Source organism: Saccharopolyspora soli (assembly GCF_022678645.1).
In the GTDB taxonomy this organism is placed as follows: Bacteria; Actinomycetota; Actinomycetes; order Mycobacteriales; family Pseudonocardiaceae; genus Saccharopolyspora; species Saccharopolyspora soli.
The window spans coordinates 85,004-100,504 of record NZ_JALBWV010000004.1; the positions used below are offsets into that span (position 1 = coordinate 85,004).

13 protein-coding genes are annotated in these 15,501 nt (G+C 64.1%); 8 read left to right on the forward strand and 5 right to left on the reverse strand.

Annotated elements, in window-relative coordinates; genetic code table 11:
• Positions 1–726 precede the first annotated feature (726 nt).
• The 4 genes from MOQ72_RS04415 to MOQ72_RS04430 all read left to right on the forward strand — a co-directional run bounded on the left by MOQ72_RS04415 (position 727) and on the right by MOQ72_RS04430 (position 5,427).
• The gene (locus MOQ72_RS04415) at positions 727–3,678 is read left to right on the forward strand and encodes a nitrate- and nitrite sensing domain-containing protein (protein WP_242180678.1); all 2,952 of its coding nucleotides are present in this window, start codon (positions 727–729) and stop codon (positions 3,676–3,678) included.
• A gap of 31 nt (positions 3,679–3,709) precedes the next feature.
• Entirely contained in the window at positions 3,710–4,150 is a 441-nt protein-coding gene (locus tag MOQ72_RS04420; protein WP_242180679.1) for a roadblock/LC7 domain-containing protein, read from the forward strand.
• A 7-nt stretch (positions 4,151–4,157) separates the two neighbouring features.
• Positions 4,158–4,748 carry a DUF742 domain-containing protein gene (locus MOQ72_RS04425; protein ID WP_242180680.1) on the forward strand — a complete coding sequence of 197 codons (591 nt, stop codon included), beginning with the start codon at positions 4,158–4,160 and terminating at the stop codon, positions 4,746–4,748.
• 76 nt (positions 4,749–4,824) lie between these two features.
• Positions 4,825–5,427, forward strand: a complete 603-nt coding sequence (locus MOQ72_RS04430; RefSeq protein WP_242180681.1) for a GTP-binding protein — start codon at positions 4,825–4,827, stop codon at positions 5,425–5,427.
• A gap of 61 nt (positions 5,428–5,488) precedes the next feature.
• Here the strand turns inward: MOQ72_RS04430 and MOQ72_RS04435 are convergent, their stop codons facing one another.
• Positions 5,489–6,604, reverse strand: a complete 1,116-nt coding sequence (locus MOQ72_RS04435) for a S1C family serine protease (protein ID WP_242180682.1) — start codon at positions 6,602–6,604, stop codon at positions 5,489–5,491.
• Between the two features lie 414 nt (positions 6,605–7,018).
• On the opposite strand from MOQ72_RS04435, the gene MOQ72_RS04440 reads away from it, so the two are divergent.
• The 4 genes from MOQ72_RS04440 to MOQ72_RS04455 all read left to right on the forward strand — a co-directional run bounded on the left by MOQ72_RS04440 (position 7,019) and on the right by MOQ72_RS04455 (position 11,294).
• Positions 7,019–7,681 carry a hypothetical protein gene (locus MOQ72_RS04440; RefSeq protein WP_242180683.1) on the forward strand — a complete coding sequence of 221 codons (663 nt, stop codon included), beginning with the start codon at positions 7,019–7,021 and terminating at the stop codon, positions 7,679–7,681.
• A gap of 88 nt (positions 7,682–7,769) precedes the next feature.
• Positions 7,770–9,416, forward strand: coding sequence for an amidohydrolase (locus tag MOQ72_RS04445; protein ID WP_242180684.1), 1,647 nt, complete (start codon positions 7,770–7,772; stop codon positions 9,414–9,416).
• Between the two features lie 175 nt (positions 9,417–9,591).
• On the forward strand, positions 9,592–9,819 hold the full coding sequence (locus tag MOQ72_RS04450; RefSeq protein ID WP_242180685.1) for a DUF3311 domain-containing protein: 228 nt from the start codon (positions 9,592–9,594) through the stop codon (positions 9,817–9,819).
• Positions 9,816–11,294: a sodium:solute symporter family protein gene (locus tag MOQ72_RS04455; protein ID WP_242180686.1), complete on the forward strand. Its 1,479-nt coding sequence runs from the start codon at positions 9,816–9,818 to the stop codon at positions 11,292–11,294. The genes MOQ72_RS04450 and MOQ72_RS04455 overlap by 4 nt, the downstream gene beginning before the upstream one ends.
• 68 nt (positions 11,295–11,362) lie before the next feature.
• Here the strand turns inward: MOQ72_RS04455 and MOQ72_RS04460 are convergent, their stop codons facing one another.
• The 4 genes from MOQ72_RS04460 to MOQ72_RS04475 all read right to left on the reverse strand — a co-directional run bounded on the left by MOQ72_RS04460 (position 11,363) and on the right by MOQ72_RS04475 (position 15,451).
• Entirely contained in the window at positions 11,363–12,307 is a 945-nt protein-coding gene (locus MOQ72_RS04460; RefSeq protein ID WP_242180687.1) for a patatin-like phospholipase family protein, read from the reverse strand.
• Between the two features lie 62 nt (positions 12,308–12,369).
• A complete protein-coding gene (gene arfB, locus MOQ72_RS04465; RefSeq protein ID WP_242180688.1) occupies positions 12,370–12,804 on the reverse strand; it encodes an alternative ribosome rescue aminoacyl-tRNA hydrolase ArfB in 435 nt (144 codons plus the stop codon).
• A gap of 160 nt (positions 12,805–12,964) precedes the next feature.
• Positions 12,965–14,323, reverse strand: coding sequence for a serine hydrolase domain-containing protein (locus MOQ72_RS04470; RefSeq protein ID WP_242180689.1), 1,359 nt, complete (start codon positions 14,321–14,323; stop codon positions 12,965–12,967).
• A 114-nt stretch (positions 14,324–14,437) separates the two neighbouring features.
• On the reverse strand, positions 14,438–15,451 hold the full coding sequence (locus MOQ72_RS04475; RefSeq protein ID WP_242180690.1) for a CPBP family intramembrane glutamic endopeptidase: 1,014 nt from the start codon (positions 15,449–15,451) through the stop codon (positions 14,438–14,440).
• Positions 15,452–15,501: the final 50 nt, after the last annotated feature.

Below are 15,501 nucleotides of genomic sequence, written 5' to 3' on the forward strand. Positions count from 1 at the left end.
TTGGTCGCGAATCCAGGCATCGACAAACCGCGCTGCATGCGACGCCAACCGGCTCGGAAGTCTAACCAGCGATCCGGTCCACACCGACCATCGCAGCGACACAGCACACACATTGATGAATTTGCCGATCACGGTATGCGATCAATTCTATGTGCAGAGGCGCCGCTGAACGACCACCAGGTCCGTCGCACGCGTCGTGAAATGTCCTGAAACAACCGAGATTTCAGCTGGTCAGCAAGAAATTCACCCGGCTCACCAGGCGCCTCGCGCAGTCCTCGACCATGCGGTGCGACAGCAGGGCCAATCGTAGCTTCAACATCGATCTATCGGGCGACAAAAGCACAACTCAAATTCAGCGCAATGAACACATTCAGTGTCCAAGGCTTCAGCCATCCAGCACCAACCCCGCGAAAATGATCTACCCGCCAGCCGAATTCGCTGGTCAGCAAACCAAATTCGAGAACAGAAGGAGATCGTTCAGCGCACGATAGGGTTCTGCCACCGACAACCGGCGACAACTCATCCGGTACGGCCGCGATCACCCCCGACATCGCAGGCTCCGGATGCCGGTATCAACGACCGCACCGGCCACCAGCAACACACCTGGCCAGGCAGCGCCGCCAGCCATGCAAGACCTGCCGCGCACACCACAGACGGGCCCAGCCTGCCCACCACACGAACGCGCAGTTGGCGATGAAGTCCGACCGCGCGGGAAAGGACTGCGTCGTGAGCAGCGGACTCGAACGCACACCCGCGAAGAGAACTTGGGTGTCCGCGTGGTCGCGCGCCATGTCGAAGATCACCGGGCGGATCATCAATTGGCGCCACTGGAGACTACCGGTCAAGATCACCGCAGTTGTACTCGTTCCGGTGATTTTCACCCTCGTGCTCGGTGTTCTGCAGATCAGCGGCCAGACCCGACAAGCCAACGAATACGCCAACATCGGCCGGGTGGTCACCGCTGGCAGCGCGGTGCGCTTGGCCATCGACCGCCTGCAGCGGGAACGCAGCCAGGCCGCCGAGTTCCTGGTGCGCGGGCCGATAGCCGCACCGGAAGTGCAGGAGCGCTTCACCGCATCGGACCGCGCCCTCGAAGACATCCAGCGCCTGCTGCGGGCCGCCCCGGACAGCGAGTCGGTCAGGTTCGCCCGGCAGGAAACCGATCGGCAGCTCACCGAACTCGCTCCGCTGCGCAAACAAGTCCTGGGCACCCACACGGATCCGGGGGTGGCGATCAACTCCTACACCGAGCTCATCGGTGTCCTGCTGGCGCTCGACCGCACCCTGATCAGCCAAATCTCGTCGTCGCAACTGGTTTCCACCGCGACCACCGCGCACGAACTGGCCCAGATCAGCGAAGAGGTGCAACTCCAGCAGGCGTTGGTGCTCGTCGGGTTGACCCGCGGCAGCTTCACCACCGACAACCTCGCTCGGCTCGCGTCCAGTGAATCCCGCCGCACGGCAGCTGTCCAGGAGTTCCGCGCCGCCGCCACACCGCAACAGCGGCTGCGCTACGACCAGCTCTACGCCAAACCCGAGGTCCCGGCGAGGGAGACCTCGGTCCAGCTGGCGATGGCCGAACGCGACAGCGGCACATCGCGGATCTCTCCGCTGCTGGTGTCATCGGCAACCTGGAAGGACCAGTCGCGAATATCCCTTGAAGCGTTGAACGCGCTCCAGGCTCGGCTCGACAGCGACCTGCACAACACCGCCTTCACCTTGCAAGACACCGCCAGCAACATGGCCGGGCTGGAGTCGGTGATCCTGCTGTCCGCGCTGCTCATCGCGGGGGCAATCGTCGTAGTGGTCGCCAGACAACTGCTCGGGTCACTCGACGTGCTGCGACGCAGCGCACTGGATACCGCGAACTACCAGCTGCCCCAAGCGGTCGCCAACATCCGTGCCGGTCACAACACGCTGGCACCCGTCCAACCGGTTCCGGTGAACACCATCGATGAGATCGGCGAAGTTGCGCGGGCCTTCGACGACGTGCACGCCCAGGCCGTCAACCTCGCCACCGAACAGGCCGAACTGCGCCGCAGTTACAGCGACTCGTTCGTCAACGTGTCGCGGCGCAGCCAGAGCTTGCTGGAGCGGCAGCTCCGACTGTTCGATCAGCTCGAACGCGACGAGGAAGACCCCGACCAGTTGGCGACGCTGTTCCAGCTGGACCACCTGGCGACCCGGATGCGCCGCAACAACGAGAACCTCATGGTGCTCTCGGGGACGGACCCCGCCCGGCGGTTCACCCAGCCGACCTCGCCCGGCGATCTGATCCGAGCCGCGGTGTCGGAGATCGAGCACTACCCGCGGGTGATCGTCCAGCCGCTACCGAACGCCAAAATCGTCGGATATGCGGCCAGCGACCTGGTGCGGCTGCTGGCCGAACTGCTGGACAACGCCGCGAACTTCTCCGCGCCAGATACCCAGGTCGCAGTTTCCGGGCAACTGCGCAGCGACGGATCGCTGGGTCTCGACATCGTCGATCGCGGTATCGGCATGACCGATGCCGAACTCGCCGCGGTGAACCAACGGCTGACCAGCGATGAAGAGATCAAGCTGTCCACGTCTCGACGCATGGGCCTGTTCGTCGTCGGTCAGCTCGCCACCCGGCACGGCATCCGGGTCGAACTGCGTCCCGGACCCGATGAGGTCGGCGTGCACGTCGCAGTGAGCGTGGCACCGGAGCTGATGCTGGACGCGGCGGGCCCAGCACCGGACGACATGGTGCCCGACGATCGCGACGAGGACACGCTCGTCGAGGAGTTCGACTGGGAGGCAGCCGAACAGGATGCGGCCAGCCAACACCACTTGGTGAACAACGGCTCCCACCTGCTCCAGCCACCAGCCGAAGGCGCCCAACCTCAGCAGCCACCGAGCGACCTGTCCGACACCGACGAGATCATCCCCGCCTTCTCGGACCCCGCGCACCACAACGACGCCCCGGCCACCACACCGATCTTCGACGACCTCGCCTCCGCGTGGTTCCAGGCAGCACCGCCCGCCCCCTGGCTGCAAGCCCGGCCCACCCCCACCACCCACTCACCCAATCCCCCGGCAGACGTTGCGAGCAAGGGAACCTTCCTGTCACCGATGACAGGAAGGTTCCCTTCCACACAGCCAACACCGAACGGACACAGCCAGAAGACGTGGATATTCGCCAATGACCAGGCTTGGCGCCGGGCCGAGGAGGTTGCCGGCGCCGAACCCGCCGACTACACCTCGGCTGGACTTCCCTTGCGTGTTCCGCAGGCGAATTTGGTGGCAGGCAGTGCCGAAGTTGAAAAAGCCGAGCGCTCCCGCCTACCCCGCGATCCGCAGCTGGTTCGTGGCCGGTTGGCCAGTTTCCAGGCCGGTGTCCGACGTGGCCGCCACCGCCAGCAGGCGGCGCTCGGCAGCTCCACCGCACCAACCGGGGTGTCGCAAGTGGACTGGAACTCGCGTGCCAACAGCCACGCCGAAGCGCCGGGGACCACGTCCGTCGACTACACCTCGGCCGGGCTGCCCAGGCGATCCCCAAGAGCACAACTGGTACCGGGACCGGCCACCGAGTCGGTGGCGAAACCGCCTCGCGACGCAGATCTGATGCGCGGCCGACTAGCGAGCTTCCAACGCGGCGTCCGCGAAGGCAAGCACAGTCTCCGCGCCCCGCAGCACTCGGCCGATGAACGCCGGTGACAACCCGAATCAGTGAGGACAGGAGGCGCCGATGAACGCCCACAATTCCCAACCGAGCCAGTTCGGCTGGCTGGTCACGGACTTCACCGAACGAGTTCCTGGCGTGGCCCACGCAGTGGTCGTGTCCGCCGATGGCTTGCTGCTGACCAAGTCAGCGAAACTGCCGACCGACCGGGCCGACCAACTAGCAGCCGTGGCATCTGGGCTGCTCAGCCTCACCCAAGGCGCGGCACGGTGCTTCGAGGCAGGGGCCGTGACGGAGACCGTGGTCGAAATGGAGCGCGGCCTGATGCTGCAGATGGCGATCAGCGACGGTTCGTGCCTGACCGTGCTGGCCGCACCGCACTGCGACATGGGGCTGATCGCCTACGAGATGGCCCTGCTCGTAGAACGGGTCGGCCAGATCCTGACCCCGGAACTGCGCTCTCAACTACAGGGGACGAATCGTGTTATGACCAGTCAGTCGGTGTGAGGAAGGGATGAGCACAGGTCCGGACTCGTCCGGGCGGCACCGCTGGGGCGACCACAAGTCACCCGAAGCGGACGCCGGGGCCGAGTTCTCCAACGGGTTCGCCCTCGACAGCGGCCGTCGCGGCCGCGGTAGGAGGACGTGCGACGAGTCCGAACCACAGAGCTCGGCACGGCCCGCGCCTGAACCGAAATGGCCCTCCTCCGAAGCGGAGCCCCCGGCCCCCACACTGTTGCCCGAGGAATCACATCATCGGGAAGAAGCCACCGCCTGCTACATCCGACCGTATGCCTGGACCGGTGGCCGCACTCGGTCGAACCACCGGCTGGAACTGGAAACCCTGGTGTCCACCAGTGAGTCGTGCCAAGGCGGAAGGCTGCAGCGGCTCGAACACCACCACATCGCGGATCTGTGTCGGCATCCGCGTTCGGTGGCCGAGATCGGTGCGTTGCTCAGCGTTCCGCTCGGGGTGACGAAAGTCCTGATCAGTGACATGGCCGACCTCGGGCTGATCATCGTGCACCGAACAGTCAGCGAGAACGGCAGCAAGTCGCACTTGTTGTTGATGGAGAGGATTTTGAGTGGGCTTCGTCGGCTCTGAATCTTCCGCGGGGGTCTCGTTGAGCAGCGCGCAACCCGCAGACACCAACTTGACTCGATAACTGAGGTGGGCAGACATGACATCGGAAACGCGATCTCGACCTATGCACACCACCAAGCCGCCAACCACGACGTCGGCGAAGATCGTCGTCGCGGGTGGCTTCGGGGTCGGGAAGACGACATTCGTCGGCTCGGTGTCGGAAATCGTGCCGCTGACCACCGAAGCAGTCATGACCGACGCCAGCAAGGGCATCGACGACCTGCACGCCACACCGGGCAAGAACATGACAACGGTGGCCATGGATTTCGGCCGGTTATCCCTGGATTCCGACCTGATCCTGTACCTGTTCGGCACACCCGGCCAGCAGCGGTTCTGGTTCATGTGGGACGACCTGGTCCGCGGCGCGATCGGCGCCGTGGTGCTGGTGGACACCCGGCGCCTCGCGGACAGCTTCCCGGCCATCGACTACTTCGAGGACCGGCAACTCCCCTACATCGTGGGGCTCAACTGCTTCAACGGAACGCTGCATCATCGCATCGAGGCGGTCCGCGACGCCCTCGCAATCCCGGCTGACGTTCCGATCATCACCTGCGACGCCCGGAACCGGGAATCCACCAAGCACGCGTTGATCAAGCTGGCCGAATACGCCATGCAGTGCTGGATGCAGCGCTCCGCGTAGCGGGAATGCAGCAAGGGAACCTTTCTGTCGTCGCCCGGCAGAAAAGTTCCCTTCCACACACCTACCCGTCGCTTGGCAGCTGACCGTTGGGCCACATGAAGGGACTCTGTTCTTGAGTACCTGGGTCTTCGGCTGTCTCGGCGGCCTTGTCCTGTTGGCTGCCCAGGGTCACCTCGACCTGTCGTTGGTTTCCGCCCTGCGGGTCCGCGACGGTGAGGGAGATCTTCGATCCGGGCGCATTGGCGTTGATCTTGGCGATCAGATCAGCGAAACTGCTGACGGTCTGGGACCCGACCTTGACGATGGTTTCCCCTGTCTTGAGTCCGGCCTGTTCAGCGGCTGAACCTGCAACGACCGAGCTGATAGTCGCGCCTCCGGACTGGCCGTCCGTGCCGAACACACCGAGCTGGGGCTTTGTCGCCACGCCGCTCTTGATGAGTTCGTTCGCGACCCTGCTAGCTGTGTCGATCGGGATCGAGAATCCCAACCCGATGTTTCCCGAGGTGCTGCTCTTGGACAGGATGCTGGAGTTGATTCCGACCACCTGGCCGTCCAGGTTGACCAGTGGCCCACCGGAGTTCCCGGAGTTGATCGAAGCGTCGGTCTGAATCCCGTTGTAGATGACGGATTGGCCGCTGTCGTCTTGCGGTTCGACAGTTCGGTTGAGGGCGCTGATGATGCCTGACGTCACGGTTCCTTCCAACCCCAGCGGCGAGCCGATGGCGACCACGGGCTGCCCGACCGTCAGATCCGCGGACTTGCCGAGCTCCGCTGGGGTGAGACCGTCAGCACCGTTGAGCTTGATGACTGCCAGGTCGTACGAAGGTGAGGTGCCCACAACGGTTGCGGTCTTCTTCGTCCCATCGGCCAACGTAACGCTGATCTCGCCACCCGATCCGACCACGTGGTTGTTGGTCAACACGTATCCATCCGGAGTCAACACCACGCCGGTTCCCTCCGTCCCACTCCTGCCGGATCGAACGGAAATGTCCACTGTGCTCGATGACGCCTTGCTGGCTGCGTACTGCACGGTGCCGGTCTGTGCATTGACCTGAGTACCAGTAACTGGATCATGCTGCGAAATCACCGGACCACCGCCGCTATCGGCGAGCAACATCCCGCCGCCAACGCCGACACCGCCCCCGATCAGGCCAGCGACGAGAGCGACCGCGATCATGCCCTTCCAGGGCCGACGTTCAGTGGTTCGCGGGTTACCTGGATCAACGCCTGAGCCACTCGGTGGCGGCCCAGGCACGGGACCAACGGATCCGGCAGGCACGGTGTCCTGCCCCAGAGTGCGCTTCTCGCTGTCTCTGTTCTCCGGCGATTCACCGGCTCCAGTTGCTGTCATGACATCAACAGTGCCTCGCCGAGCTGAGAACTACCTTGGCGCTTCCTGTGACTTCATCGAAACCACGCGGCGATGAGCTCCGGCAGTTGTCGGCAAGGGAACCTTCCTATCACCGGGCGGCAGAAAGGTTCCCATGCTCGTGCGCTAGTGGTTGGCGGGCGAAAATGGGGTGCCCGACACACTTCCAGAACTGGATAAATCAGCGAAGCTGTGGGCGCCGCATGCCGGATAGTGCTGAACATGCTTACAACGATCAACGCAGTCTCAGTCACACCGGACGTCGACCGACGGGTTCTTCGCGTCGTCGAATTGGAGAAGCTCGGAATCTCGCAGTCCAAGTCGTATCGGCGTGCCCGTCCCGGCGGGCCTTGGACGCGCCTGGCACCGGGCGTCCTGCTCATCGCACCCGGACCACCAACGATTGAAGATCGCATCAACGCGGCGCTGCTGCGCGCCGGACCTGGTGCCATGATCACCGGTCTCCACGCGGCACGCCTGCACGGGCTTGAAACTCCACCGGAAGATGCGGATATCCACGTACTGATCCCACACAGCCGCAAGATCCAGAGCTACCCCGGAACATACTTCGAACGCACCACCCGGCTGCCAAAACCCGTCTACGTCAACGGTATTCCGCTCGCACCGCCGGTGCGGGCGGTCATGGACGGTGCTCGCAGCTGGCGGAGGTGGGCATTCACGGAAAGGTTGTTGTTCGAGGCGATTGAGCGAGAAACCCTCTGCAGGCTGGAAGAGCTGATCAACGAGATGGAACTCGGCAGCCGAAGGGGCACAGCGGTGCCGCGCGCCATTCTGCGCTCGTTCAAGGGCAGCCTCAACCCGCCACGGGCGTCTCCAGCACGCGATGCACCACCACCAGCTTGCACTGTGCGCAACGCGGCTTGAAAGATCCGCAGTGTTGCGCCGAGGGCTGGTGCTCAACTGATTTACCAGGCAGCATGCCAGGGCATCGACCGCTGTCGTGGGAGGTGCTGTGGCGAGCGCTGGACAACCACCAACTCTGGTCACCGCCAGCCGGATCATCACGATGGCCGACCAGCCGTACGTTTACGCAGCTCGGCCTGCTCTGGCGATCCAAGGCGAGCGGGTTGTCGGTGTCGGCGACCTCGGTGACCTGCGCCGCCGCATGCCCGATGCCAGCTTGATCGACTTCGGGGAAGCCTCAATCGCCCCTGGGTTCAACGACGCACATCAGCATCCAACGATGACTGCGGCGAACCAACGGGGCGTCGATTTGTCAGCGGCGGGCTCCCGCACTGTCCTGCTGGATGAGCTCCGGAGCCGTGCGTGCGACACGCCGAGCGGAGAGTGGGTGCTCGGGACTCGCTACGACCACGGGAAGTCGACCGGCGGTACGCCGCTGTCGCGTACGGATCTGGATGAAGTCACCGAAACCCACCCCGTGCTGCTGATCAATATCGGAGCGCATTGGGGTGTGCTGAACTCTGCGGGTCTCGCCGCTGCTGGTCTGTCCGATGACAGCGTGCCGCCACCTGGTGGTGAGCTCAGCAGGGATGCCGCGGGCCACCTCACCGGTGTGGTCCACGAGCAAGCGCTGTTCGATCTGGCGTATCCGTCGCTCGCCCGTGGCCGCCCTGTGTTGCCCGTGCAAGACACCGAAACCGCCTTGGTGCAGCTGAGGAGGAGCCTTCGTGCGCTGAATGCCGCTGGTATCACCAGCGTCGGAGATGCGATGGTCGGCCCCACCGAGTTGGCGTTGCTGCAAGAGGCACGCCAACGGGGCGAGCTGACTGCGCGGGTCAACGCTCTGCTCACCTTTCGGCATTTCGACGCCTTCCTCGCCGCAGGTCTGCGTACTGGGTTCGGCGACCACTGGCTGCGGGTTGGAGGTGTGAAGGCATTCGCGGACGGTGCTGTCGCCGGTGGCACCTGCCTGGTCGAGGAACCTTTCGAAGGCACCGATGATCACGGCATTCAAACGCTGAGCACCGACGAGCTCAACGAACTGGCGCTTCGCGTGCACGCGGCCGGTAGTCGACTTGCCATCCACGCCAACGGCGACCGGGCGATCAAGCTCGTGCTCACCGCTCTCGAACAAGCGAGGGCAGCACATCCGGTGATAACCACCGCGCATCGGCTCGAACACTGCAGCCTGGTGGACGCGGAAATCCTGGCACGCATGAAAAACCTCGGCGCCGTCGCCGTCCCTTTCGGCAGCTATGTCGCATTCCATGGAGACAAGCTCGTCGACTACTACGGTGTGGAGCGTCTGGAACGGATGTTCGCGCACCGCAGCTTCTTGGAGGCGGGTGTGCCAGTGGCCGGATCGAGCGACTTCCCGTGTGGCCCATTCGAACCACTGCTCGGACTTGCCAGCTGCGTGACCCGCGTCTCATCGATCGGGCGAACTGCCGGACAGATCCTTGGACCGTCACAACGCATCAGCGCGCAAGAGGCACTCGCGATCTACACCACCGGGTCGGCATATGCGGCTGGCGAGGCCGCAGTAAAAGGCCGACTCGTGACGGGCAACCTGGCGGACTTCGTAGTGCTGTCCGACGATCCACTCGCAATCGACCCCAGACACCTGCCAGAAATCCACGTTCACCAAACCTGGGTAGGCGGAAGACCGGTGTGGCGCGACGAGGACCCGCCGTGATCCTCCACACGGCGACCAGAGCCGCGAAGTTGCCGGAGCCAGCGCTAAAGCCAGCGTCGAAGCTGACGCGGAAGCGCCGAGCCACGGCCTGACTGGAAAGAGCATGGGAACCTTCCTGTCACATGCACGCCATAGGTTCCCAGCTGAGTCGGATGCAACGGGTCCGGAGGGGTACGTGCTCAAGAAACGAAAATCGCTGTGGTGGCTGTTGGGGCCGGTCGTGCTTTATGTGCTGGCACTCCCGCTGTACAACAGGATCGAACCGGTTGTCCTGGGCCTGCCGTTCTTCATGTTCTGGACGCTGCTGGCAACCGTGCTGACCCCAGGGTGCATTTGGCTCGCAGCCCGCAAGGATCCACTGTGGCGCGCCGATCGAGATCGCGGAAGAGGTGACGGCGAGTGAGCACCAACGCCACGATATCGGTCGGAATTTTCGCTGCCTTCATGTTCGGCGCGGTCGCATTGGGCCTGCTTTCCCTGCGGGGGCGGGACCGTACGAATCTCACCGAATGGTCGATCGGGGGGCGCAGCCTCGGCGTCGTGCTGATCTTCGTGCTCATGGCGGGCGAGACCTACACGAGCTTCAGCTACCTCGGCGCGGCTGGTTGGTCCTACAACTACGGAATGCCGGTGTTCTATCTCCTGGCATATCTGGCGATCGGGTTCGCCGTGGGCTACGTAGTCGGACCGATCCTGTGGCACTACGCCCACCGCAACAACCTGCACAACATCACTGACATCACCGCATACCGGTTCGACTCCCCGTGGTTCGGCGCGGCGGTGGCGATACTCACGACGGTGTTTCTGCTCCCTTACATCCAGCTTCAGATCACCGGCATGGGTGTGGTCGTTTCCACGATCAGTTACGGCACGATCGGCTTGGGTACGGGGTATTTCATCGCATTCGTGGTGACCGAGGCGTTCATCATCTTTTCAGGGCTGCGCGGCAGTGCCTGGGTGTCCATCCTCAAGGACAGCCTGGTGATCGTCACCCTGTTGATCGTCTTCGTCTACGTGCCCGTGCACTACTTCGGCGGGCTCGGGCCCATGTTGGATCGGCTCGTCGCAGAACGCCCGGAGTGGCTCGTGCTGCCAGGGCACGGTGACGAATCCCTCGGCATGCTGTGGTTCGCCACGACGGGCTTGCTCAACGGCGTTGTTTACACGATCTTTCCGACCACTGTGGCCGGTTACCTGGGTGCGAAGAGTCCGGGCGTGCTGCGACGCAACGCGATCATCATGCCCTTCTACCAGGTGTTGTTGTTCGTTCCTATCCTGCTGGGCTTGGCGGCCGTGTTCGTGGTCCCCGGACTTCGTGATTCGAACCTGGCCATGTTCGAGCTCGTGGTGGACTCGATGCCAGCGTGGCTCGTTGGCCTCGTCGGGGTTGCCGGAGCGTTGTCATCGATCGTCCCGATGGCGGTCTTCATGCTCGTGATCGGCACGATGTGGGGTCGGTCAGTCCTGGGCGTACATCCCCGAACTGCACCACGGCAGAAGCAACTGTCCCAACTGGTCACCTTCCTCGTCGGACTGGTGGCGTTGCTGTTCACGTTCATTTCACCAAGCACCCTGGTGCAACTGTCAGTGCTCTCGTACCAAGGGCTGGCACAACTTCTGCCAGTGGTTTTGATCAGCTTGTTGTGGAAGCGCATGTCGACCGCTGGTGCCGCAGCCGGACTCGCGTCAGGGGTGGTTGTTGTCGCGCTGCTCGTCGCCACCGGCAACGACCCGTGGCTAGGGATCAACGCTGGCTTGCTCGGGCTCGCGGTCAACATCCTCGTCAACGTTGCGGTGACCGTGGCGCGCCCAGCCACGGCGCCGCCCGAACGACTCGCCGTCGACGAACTAGCTGAGCCAACACCAGTCCCGAACTGATCCTGGTCGGGAGCAAGGGAACCTTCCTGTCAGAGCGTGACTGAAAGGTTCCCTTGCTCCCAGCCTGGTCACTGTGCGCTGGGCGCTGATTCCGAGACCCCGAATCGGCCGTCTGCGATCGGATGGCCGCCGATGTCAACAGGTCCGACCGGTACGGGCTTGGCCGTGGGGTGCCAGCGCTTGGCGATCTCCCAGGCAGCATTGATCAAGGCGCTGGCGTGGGCGAACGAATACGGCGAGAGGCCAATCACCGACGGGGCAGGCAAAACGTAGAGTTCGCAACGCGTCGCATTCAACTGCATGTCCAGTCGCGCGGCGGATACCATCGCCGCGCCCAGCGCCGCTCCGTTCACGCCTCCGACCGACCTCGGTGGTGTTTTCGGCGGTGGCCAGGTCGCGATCGAGCCGATCCCGCGTCTGGGGTCGTTGAATTCAAAGGGCTCGGTGCCGCCGCAAGGCAGCACGAAAACACGTTCCGCACCCTGCTCGACAGCGCGACTGATCGGCATGAACGCCGCCGGACCACCGTCCACCAGCCATCGGTCCCCGACCTGTACCGGCGGGAACATGCCGGGAATCGAGCAGGACGCCACCAATGGCGGAAGCGCGGGGCCGCTCTCGAAATACACGGGCTCACCGGTGTCGATATCGGTTGCGGTCACGGTCACCGGTACCTGAGCGTCCTCCAACCGGCGAAACGGCAGGTTGTTGTGCAGCCAGCGGGCCAGTCCGTGGTTGCTCATCACGTGGTTGGACAACCCGAGTTTCCCGGCGAGTATCCGTGTCGGCTGAATCGGGAAGACGTCCGTGCGCCGCATCGACGCCCAAATTTCGCGAAGTTTTGCCGCGCCAGTCGGTGTGGGATCGCCAGCGAGCCACGCAGCGTTGAGTGAGCCAGCAGAGGTCCCGATGAGCAAGTCGGGTTCGACACCAACCTCGAACAACGCCGTAACCAGGCCAGCCTGAATTGCCCCGAAAGTGGAGCCACCCGGCAAGACCCACGCCGTGCGCATCGGCAATGTCCTTTCTACTCGCGTCCTCCACCGAGGCTAGCGGCGAGCAGCCGCATCCCGCGTCAGGCGTCGCCGGGATCACCTCGACGACGCTGCCGCTTCACCTCGGCGCGCCGCTTCTTGCTTGCGAGGCGCCGCCGCTGCGAGCCCTTGGTCGGCTTGGTGCGCCGCCGCTTGGGTGCCGGGGGCGCAACAGCTTCGGCCAGCAGACTGGCCAACCGCTCTCGCGCGGCTTGGCGGTTGGCGAGCTGTGTTCGATGCTCCGACGCCGCAATCGTGATCACGCCGTCGACAAGACGTCGGCCGAGGCGTTCCATCGCACGTTCCCGCAACAACTGTGGTGTGGAGGGTGAGTGTGCGAGGTCGAAGGACAGTTCGACCCGCGAGTCCGTCGTGTTAACTCCCTGCCCACCTGGCCCCGAGGATCGCGAGAAGCGCTCGGAAAGCTCGGCCGCCGGGATGCTCCAACGACTGGTAACGGGCAGGTCTGCGGCCATACCAACCAGGATGCCGCACACCGCTTCGACCAGACTCCCGGCACTCTGCCCCACGTTATTGAGCCCAGCGCCGGGCAGGACGCCGTCGGACCGTCGAAGCAAGGGAACCTTCCTGTCACCTGTGGCAGGAAGGTTCCCTTGCTCCCACTCCAGACCGGGATCACCGGGCTGGGTTCCAGCCTGCGACACCGCCAGGAACTGGTGCGTCCGGGGCGTACGGCGTGCGAGTGAAGATGAAAGTGTTGAGGTCGAGGTGCGTGGGAACGCCGTCCGCGTCACGTCCTACTCGGAGAACTTCCCCCGCGTAGTAGCCGTCCAATCCGGTCCAAGTGCCGTCGGCATTGGCTCGAAATCGCGACGCTCGCCCCCGCCCCTGCCACGGCGAAAGGTCGAGCAAGCCACTGGGCAGAACCCGCAGAACGTGCGGCATCGGTCCCCAGTACCACTGGCCGGTGAGGTCGAGAAGTCGCATGTCCACGTCGGCGCGAGGTTCCCACGGGGCGGGGATTCGCGGTTCGTGCTCTTCGAGCAGGTCGAGCAGGTCAGTGGCGAAGGCTCCGGTGACGCCTGCTGTGGTGTTGGCCATGAAGATCACGCCGGTGGCTTCGGCCGGGTCTGCCCAGATCGTCGCGAGGAAACCGGGCATCGAGCCGCCGTGCCCGACCAACCGGCGTCCCCGATGCCGCAGCAACTGGAGCCCGAGCCCCGAGCCGCTCCGCCATTCGGCGCCATCGTCCACCGCGGCCGGAGACCGCATCTCCGAGACTGTGTCCGGGTGCAGCACCTCGCCGGTGTCGCCGCTTACGAAGCGCACCCACCTGGTCAGGTCGTCGAAAGTCGACCACAGCTGGCCAGCCGGGGCCATCGCCCCGGCGTCCTCGGTCGGCTCGGACAGCAAGACATCCGCCCACGGGTGCACGGCGAACCCGTCTGCGTGTGGTGCGACCGGGCTCAACGTGGTGCGGTTCATACCGAGCGGCGCCAAGATCTCGCGCCGCAACACCTCATGCCAAGGAGCTCCACGCAGCCGGGACACCAACTCGCCCAGTACTCCGAACCCAACGTTGGAGTAGTGGAAGCCATGACGCGGCGTCGGGCGCAGTGCATGTTCGTCGATGCTGGACAGCAGTTCGTCAGCGTTGCCGCCTGGAGTTCTCTCCCACCATTGCCCAGCGGGTTCGGCAGTCACGCCACTCGAATGCGAAAGTATCTCGCTAATGCTTCGCTTTCCGATCGAGGTTCCTGGAACGTACTCGTCGAGCTTGTCAACGAGGTCGAGCCGACCTTCGTCGCGCAGGCGCATCACCAAAACCGCGACGAAAGTCTTCGTGATCGAACCGATCCGGTATTGGGTGTCCGTTGTGGAGGAGCAACCACCGACCCGCCCACGGGTGTCCACCCAAATCGTCGCACCATCACGAATCAGGCCCGCAATCAGCGAGGGAACCCGGTTCTCACTCTGCTCCACCGCCAGACGCCGCAGCAACGCACGCTGGGTGGAGGGCAGCAAACTCGTCATAGCCCAATGCTGTCACTCCGCGAACCACGGGCTGAAGCAATCGGGGTTCCCTGCGACCGGCAGACATCTCCTCAGTCAGATGACAGGAAGGTTCCCATGCTCTCGTCGCAATCCTCAGCGTCGGTTGCGGCGGTTGACGCCTCGGGAGATCCCGACTTTCTCCACCGGAATCCGCACCGGAAGTTTGCCGATCATGACGAGCACCAAGATCAGCAGCGCGAGTACGATCCACCCAGTCCAACCGAGAAGGCCCACTGAAGCGTTGTCGACCGGGTGCCCGGCCGCGCTGAAAACCGTGGCCAAACCGGCCGCCGCATTGAGGAATCCGTGCGCGATCACGGATGGCCAGACACTTCCTGAAGCAAGCCTGAGCCAGGCCAGCAACGTCCCGACCAGCGTGCAGAAGCACACCATCATGATGAACGCGACGACGATCGGGACCGTCGGGTAGTTGTAGCCGAGGATCAGTACAGGTGCATGCCAAAGACCCCAGAGCACACCTGTCGTGAGAAAGGCCCCAGGCTGTCCGAGCGGCAGCAGTGCTTGGGTCAGGTAGCCGCGCCACCCCAACTCTTCACCGAGCGCGGGCACCGCCTGCAGCCAACCCAGCACGAAGATCTGGGCGATCTGGATGAGCGCCAGAGTCCCAGGGGATGTTTGCGGCGCCGCACCGACCACTGTGGGCCCGGACTGTTCAGTGAGCCCGGAGAAACCAGTCCAATCGGCCTGGTACACGCCCAAAAGGTCACCGACCAGCAGAGCGAGGACCGCAGCCAGAAGCGGCCCCAACCAGGCAATCAGGACATAAGGCCACCACTTCCGGATTCCGCCGGGATTGGTAATGCCGAGGCTGCGCAGCAACTTCGGTCGCGGGCTGATCCACTTGGTGACCACGATGGCTGCCACCGCTGGCATGAACATCATGAGCACTAATACGACCGGCGCCCAAGTCCACGACAGACCGTCGCCCGTGAGCCAAAGCGGCAAGGTCAGCAGCCACGCCGGTGCGTAGGCGATCGCGACGAAACTTACAGTGCCGCGGACGTCGACTCGGTCATGCTCGGTGCTCACGTCGGCATTTTGCCAACCCTTTCTGAGCGCCTGCTGAGTACCGGGAGCACGGACCACCAGGCGCCCCGTCCCGCCGAAGTGACAGGAAGGTTCCCATGCTCGCTTCG

Excerpts from the sequence above, each read along its gene's own strand:
- MOQ72_RS04440 (WP_242180683.1), top strand. The coding sequence starts at position 7,019 with ATGCTTACAACGATCAACGCAGTCTCAGTCACACCGGACGTCGACCGA.
- MOQ72_RS04470 (WP_242180689.1), bottom strand. The coding sequence starts at position 14,323 with ATGACGAGTTTGCTGCCCTCCACCCAGCGTGCGTTGCTGCGGCGTCTG.
- MOQ72_RS04425 (WP_242180680.1), top strand. The coding sequence starts at position 4,158 with ATGAGCACAGGTCCGGACTCGTCCGGGCGGCACCGCTGGGGCGACCAC.
- arfB (WP_242180688.1), bottom strand. The coding sequence starts at position 12,804 with ATGGCCGCAGACCTGCCCGTTACCAGTCGTTGGAGCATCCCGGCGGCC.
- MOQ72_RS04430 (WP_242180681.1), top strand. The coding sequence starts at position 4,825 with ATGACATCGGAAACGCGATCTCGACCTATGCACACCACCAAGCCGCCA.
- MOQ72_RS04460 (WP_242180687.1), bottom strand. The coding sequence starts at position 12,307 with ATGCGCACGGCGTGGGTCTTGCCGGGTGGCTCCACTTTCGGGGCAATT.
- MOQ72_RS04420 (WP_242180679.1), top strand. The coding sequence starts at position 3,710 with ATGAACGCCCACAATTCCCAACCGAGCCAGTTCGGCTGGCTGGTCACG.
- MOQ72_RS04435 (WP_242180682.1), bottom strand. The coding sequence starts at position 6,604 with ATGATCGCGGTCGCTCTCGTCGCTGGCCTGATCGGGGGCGGTGTCGGC.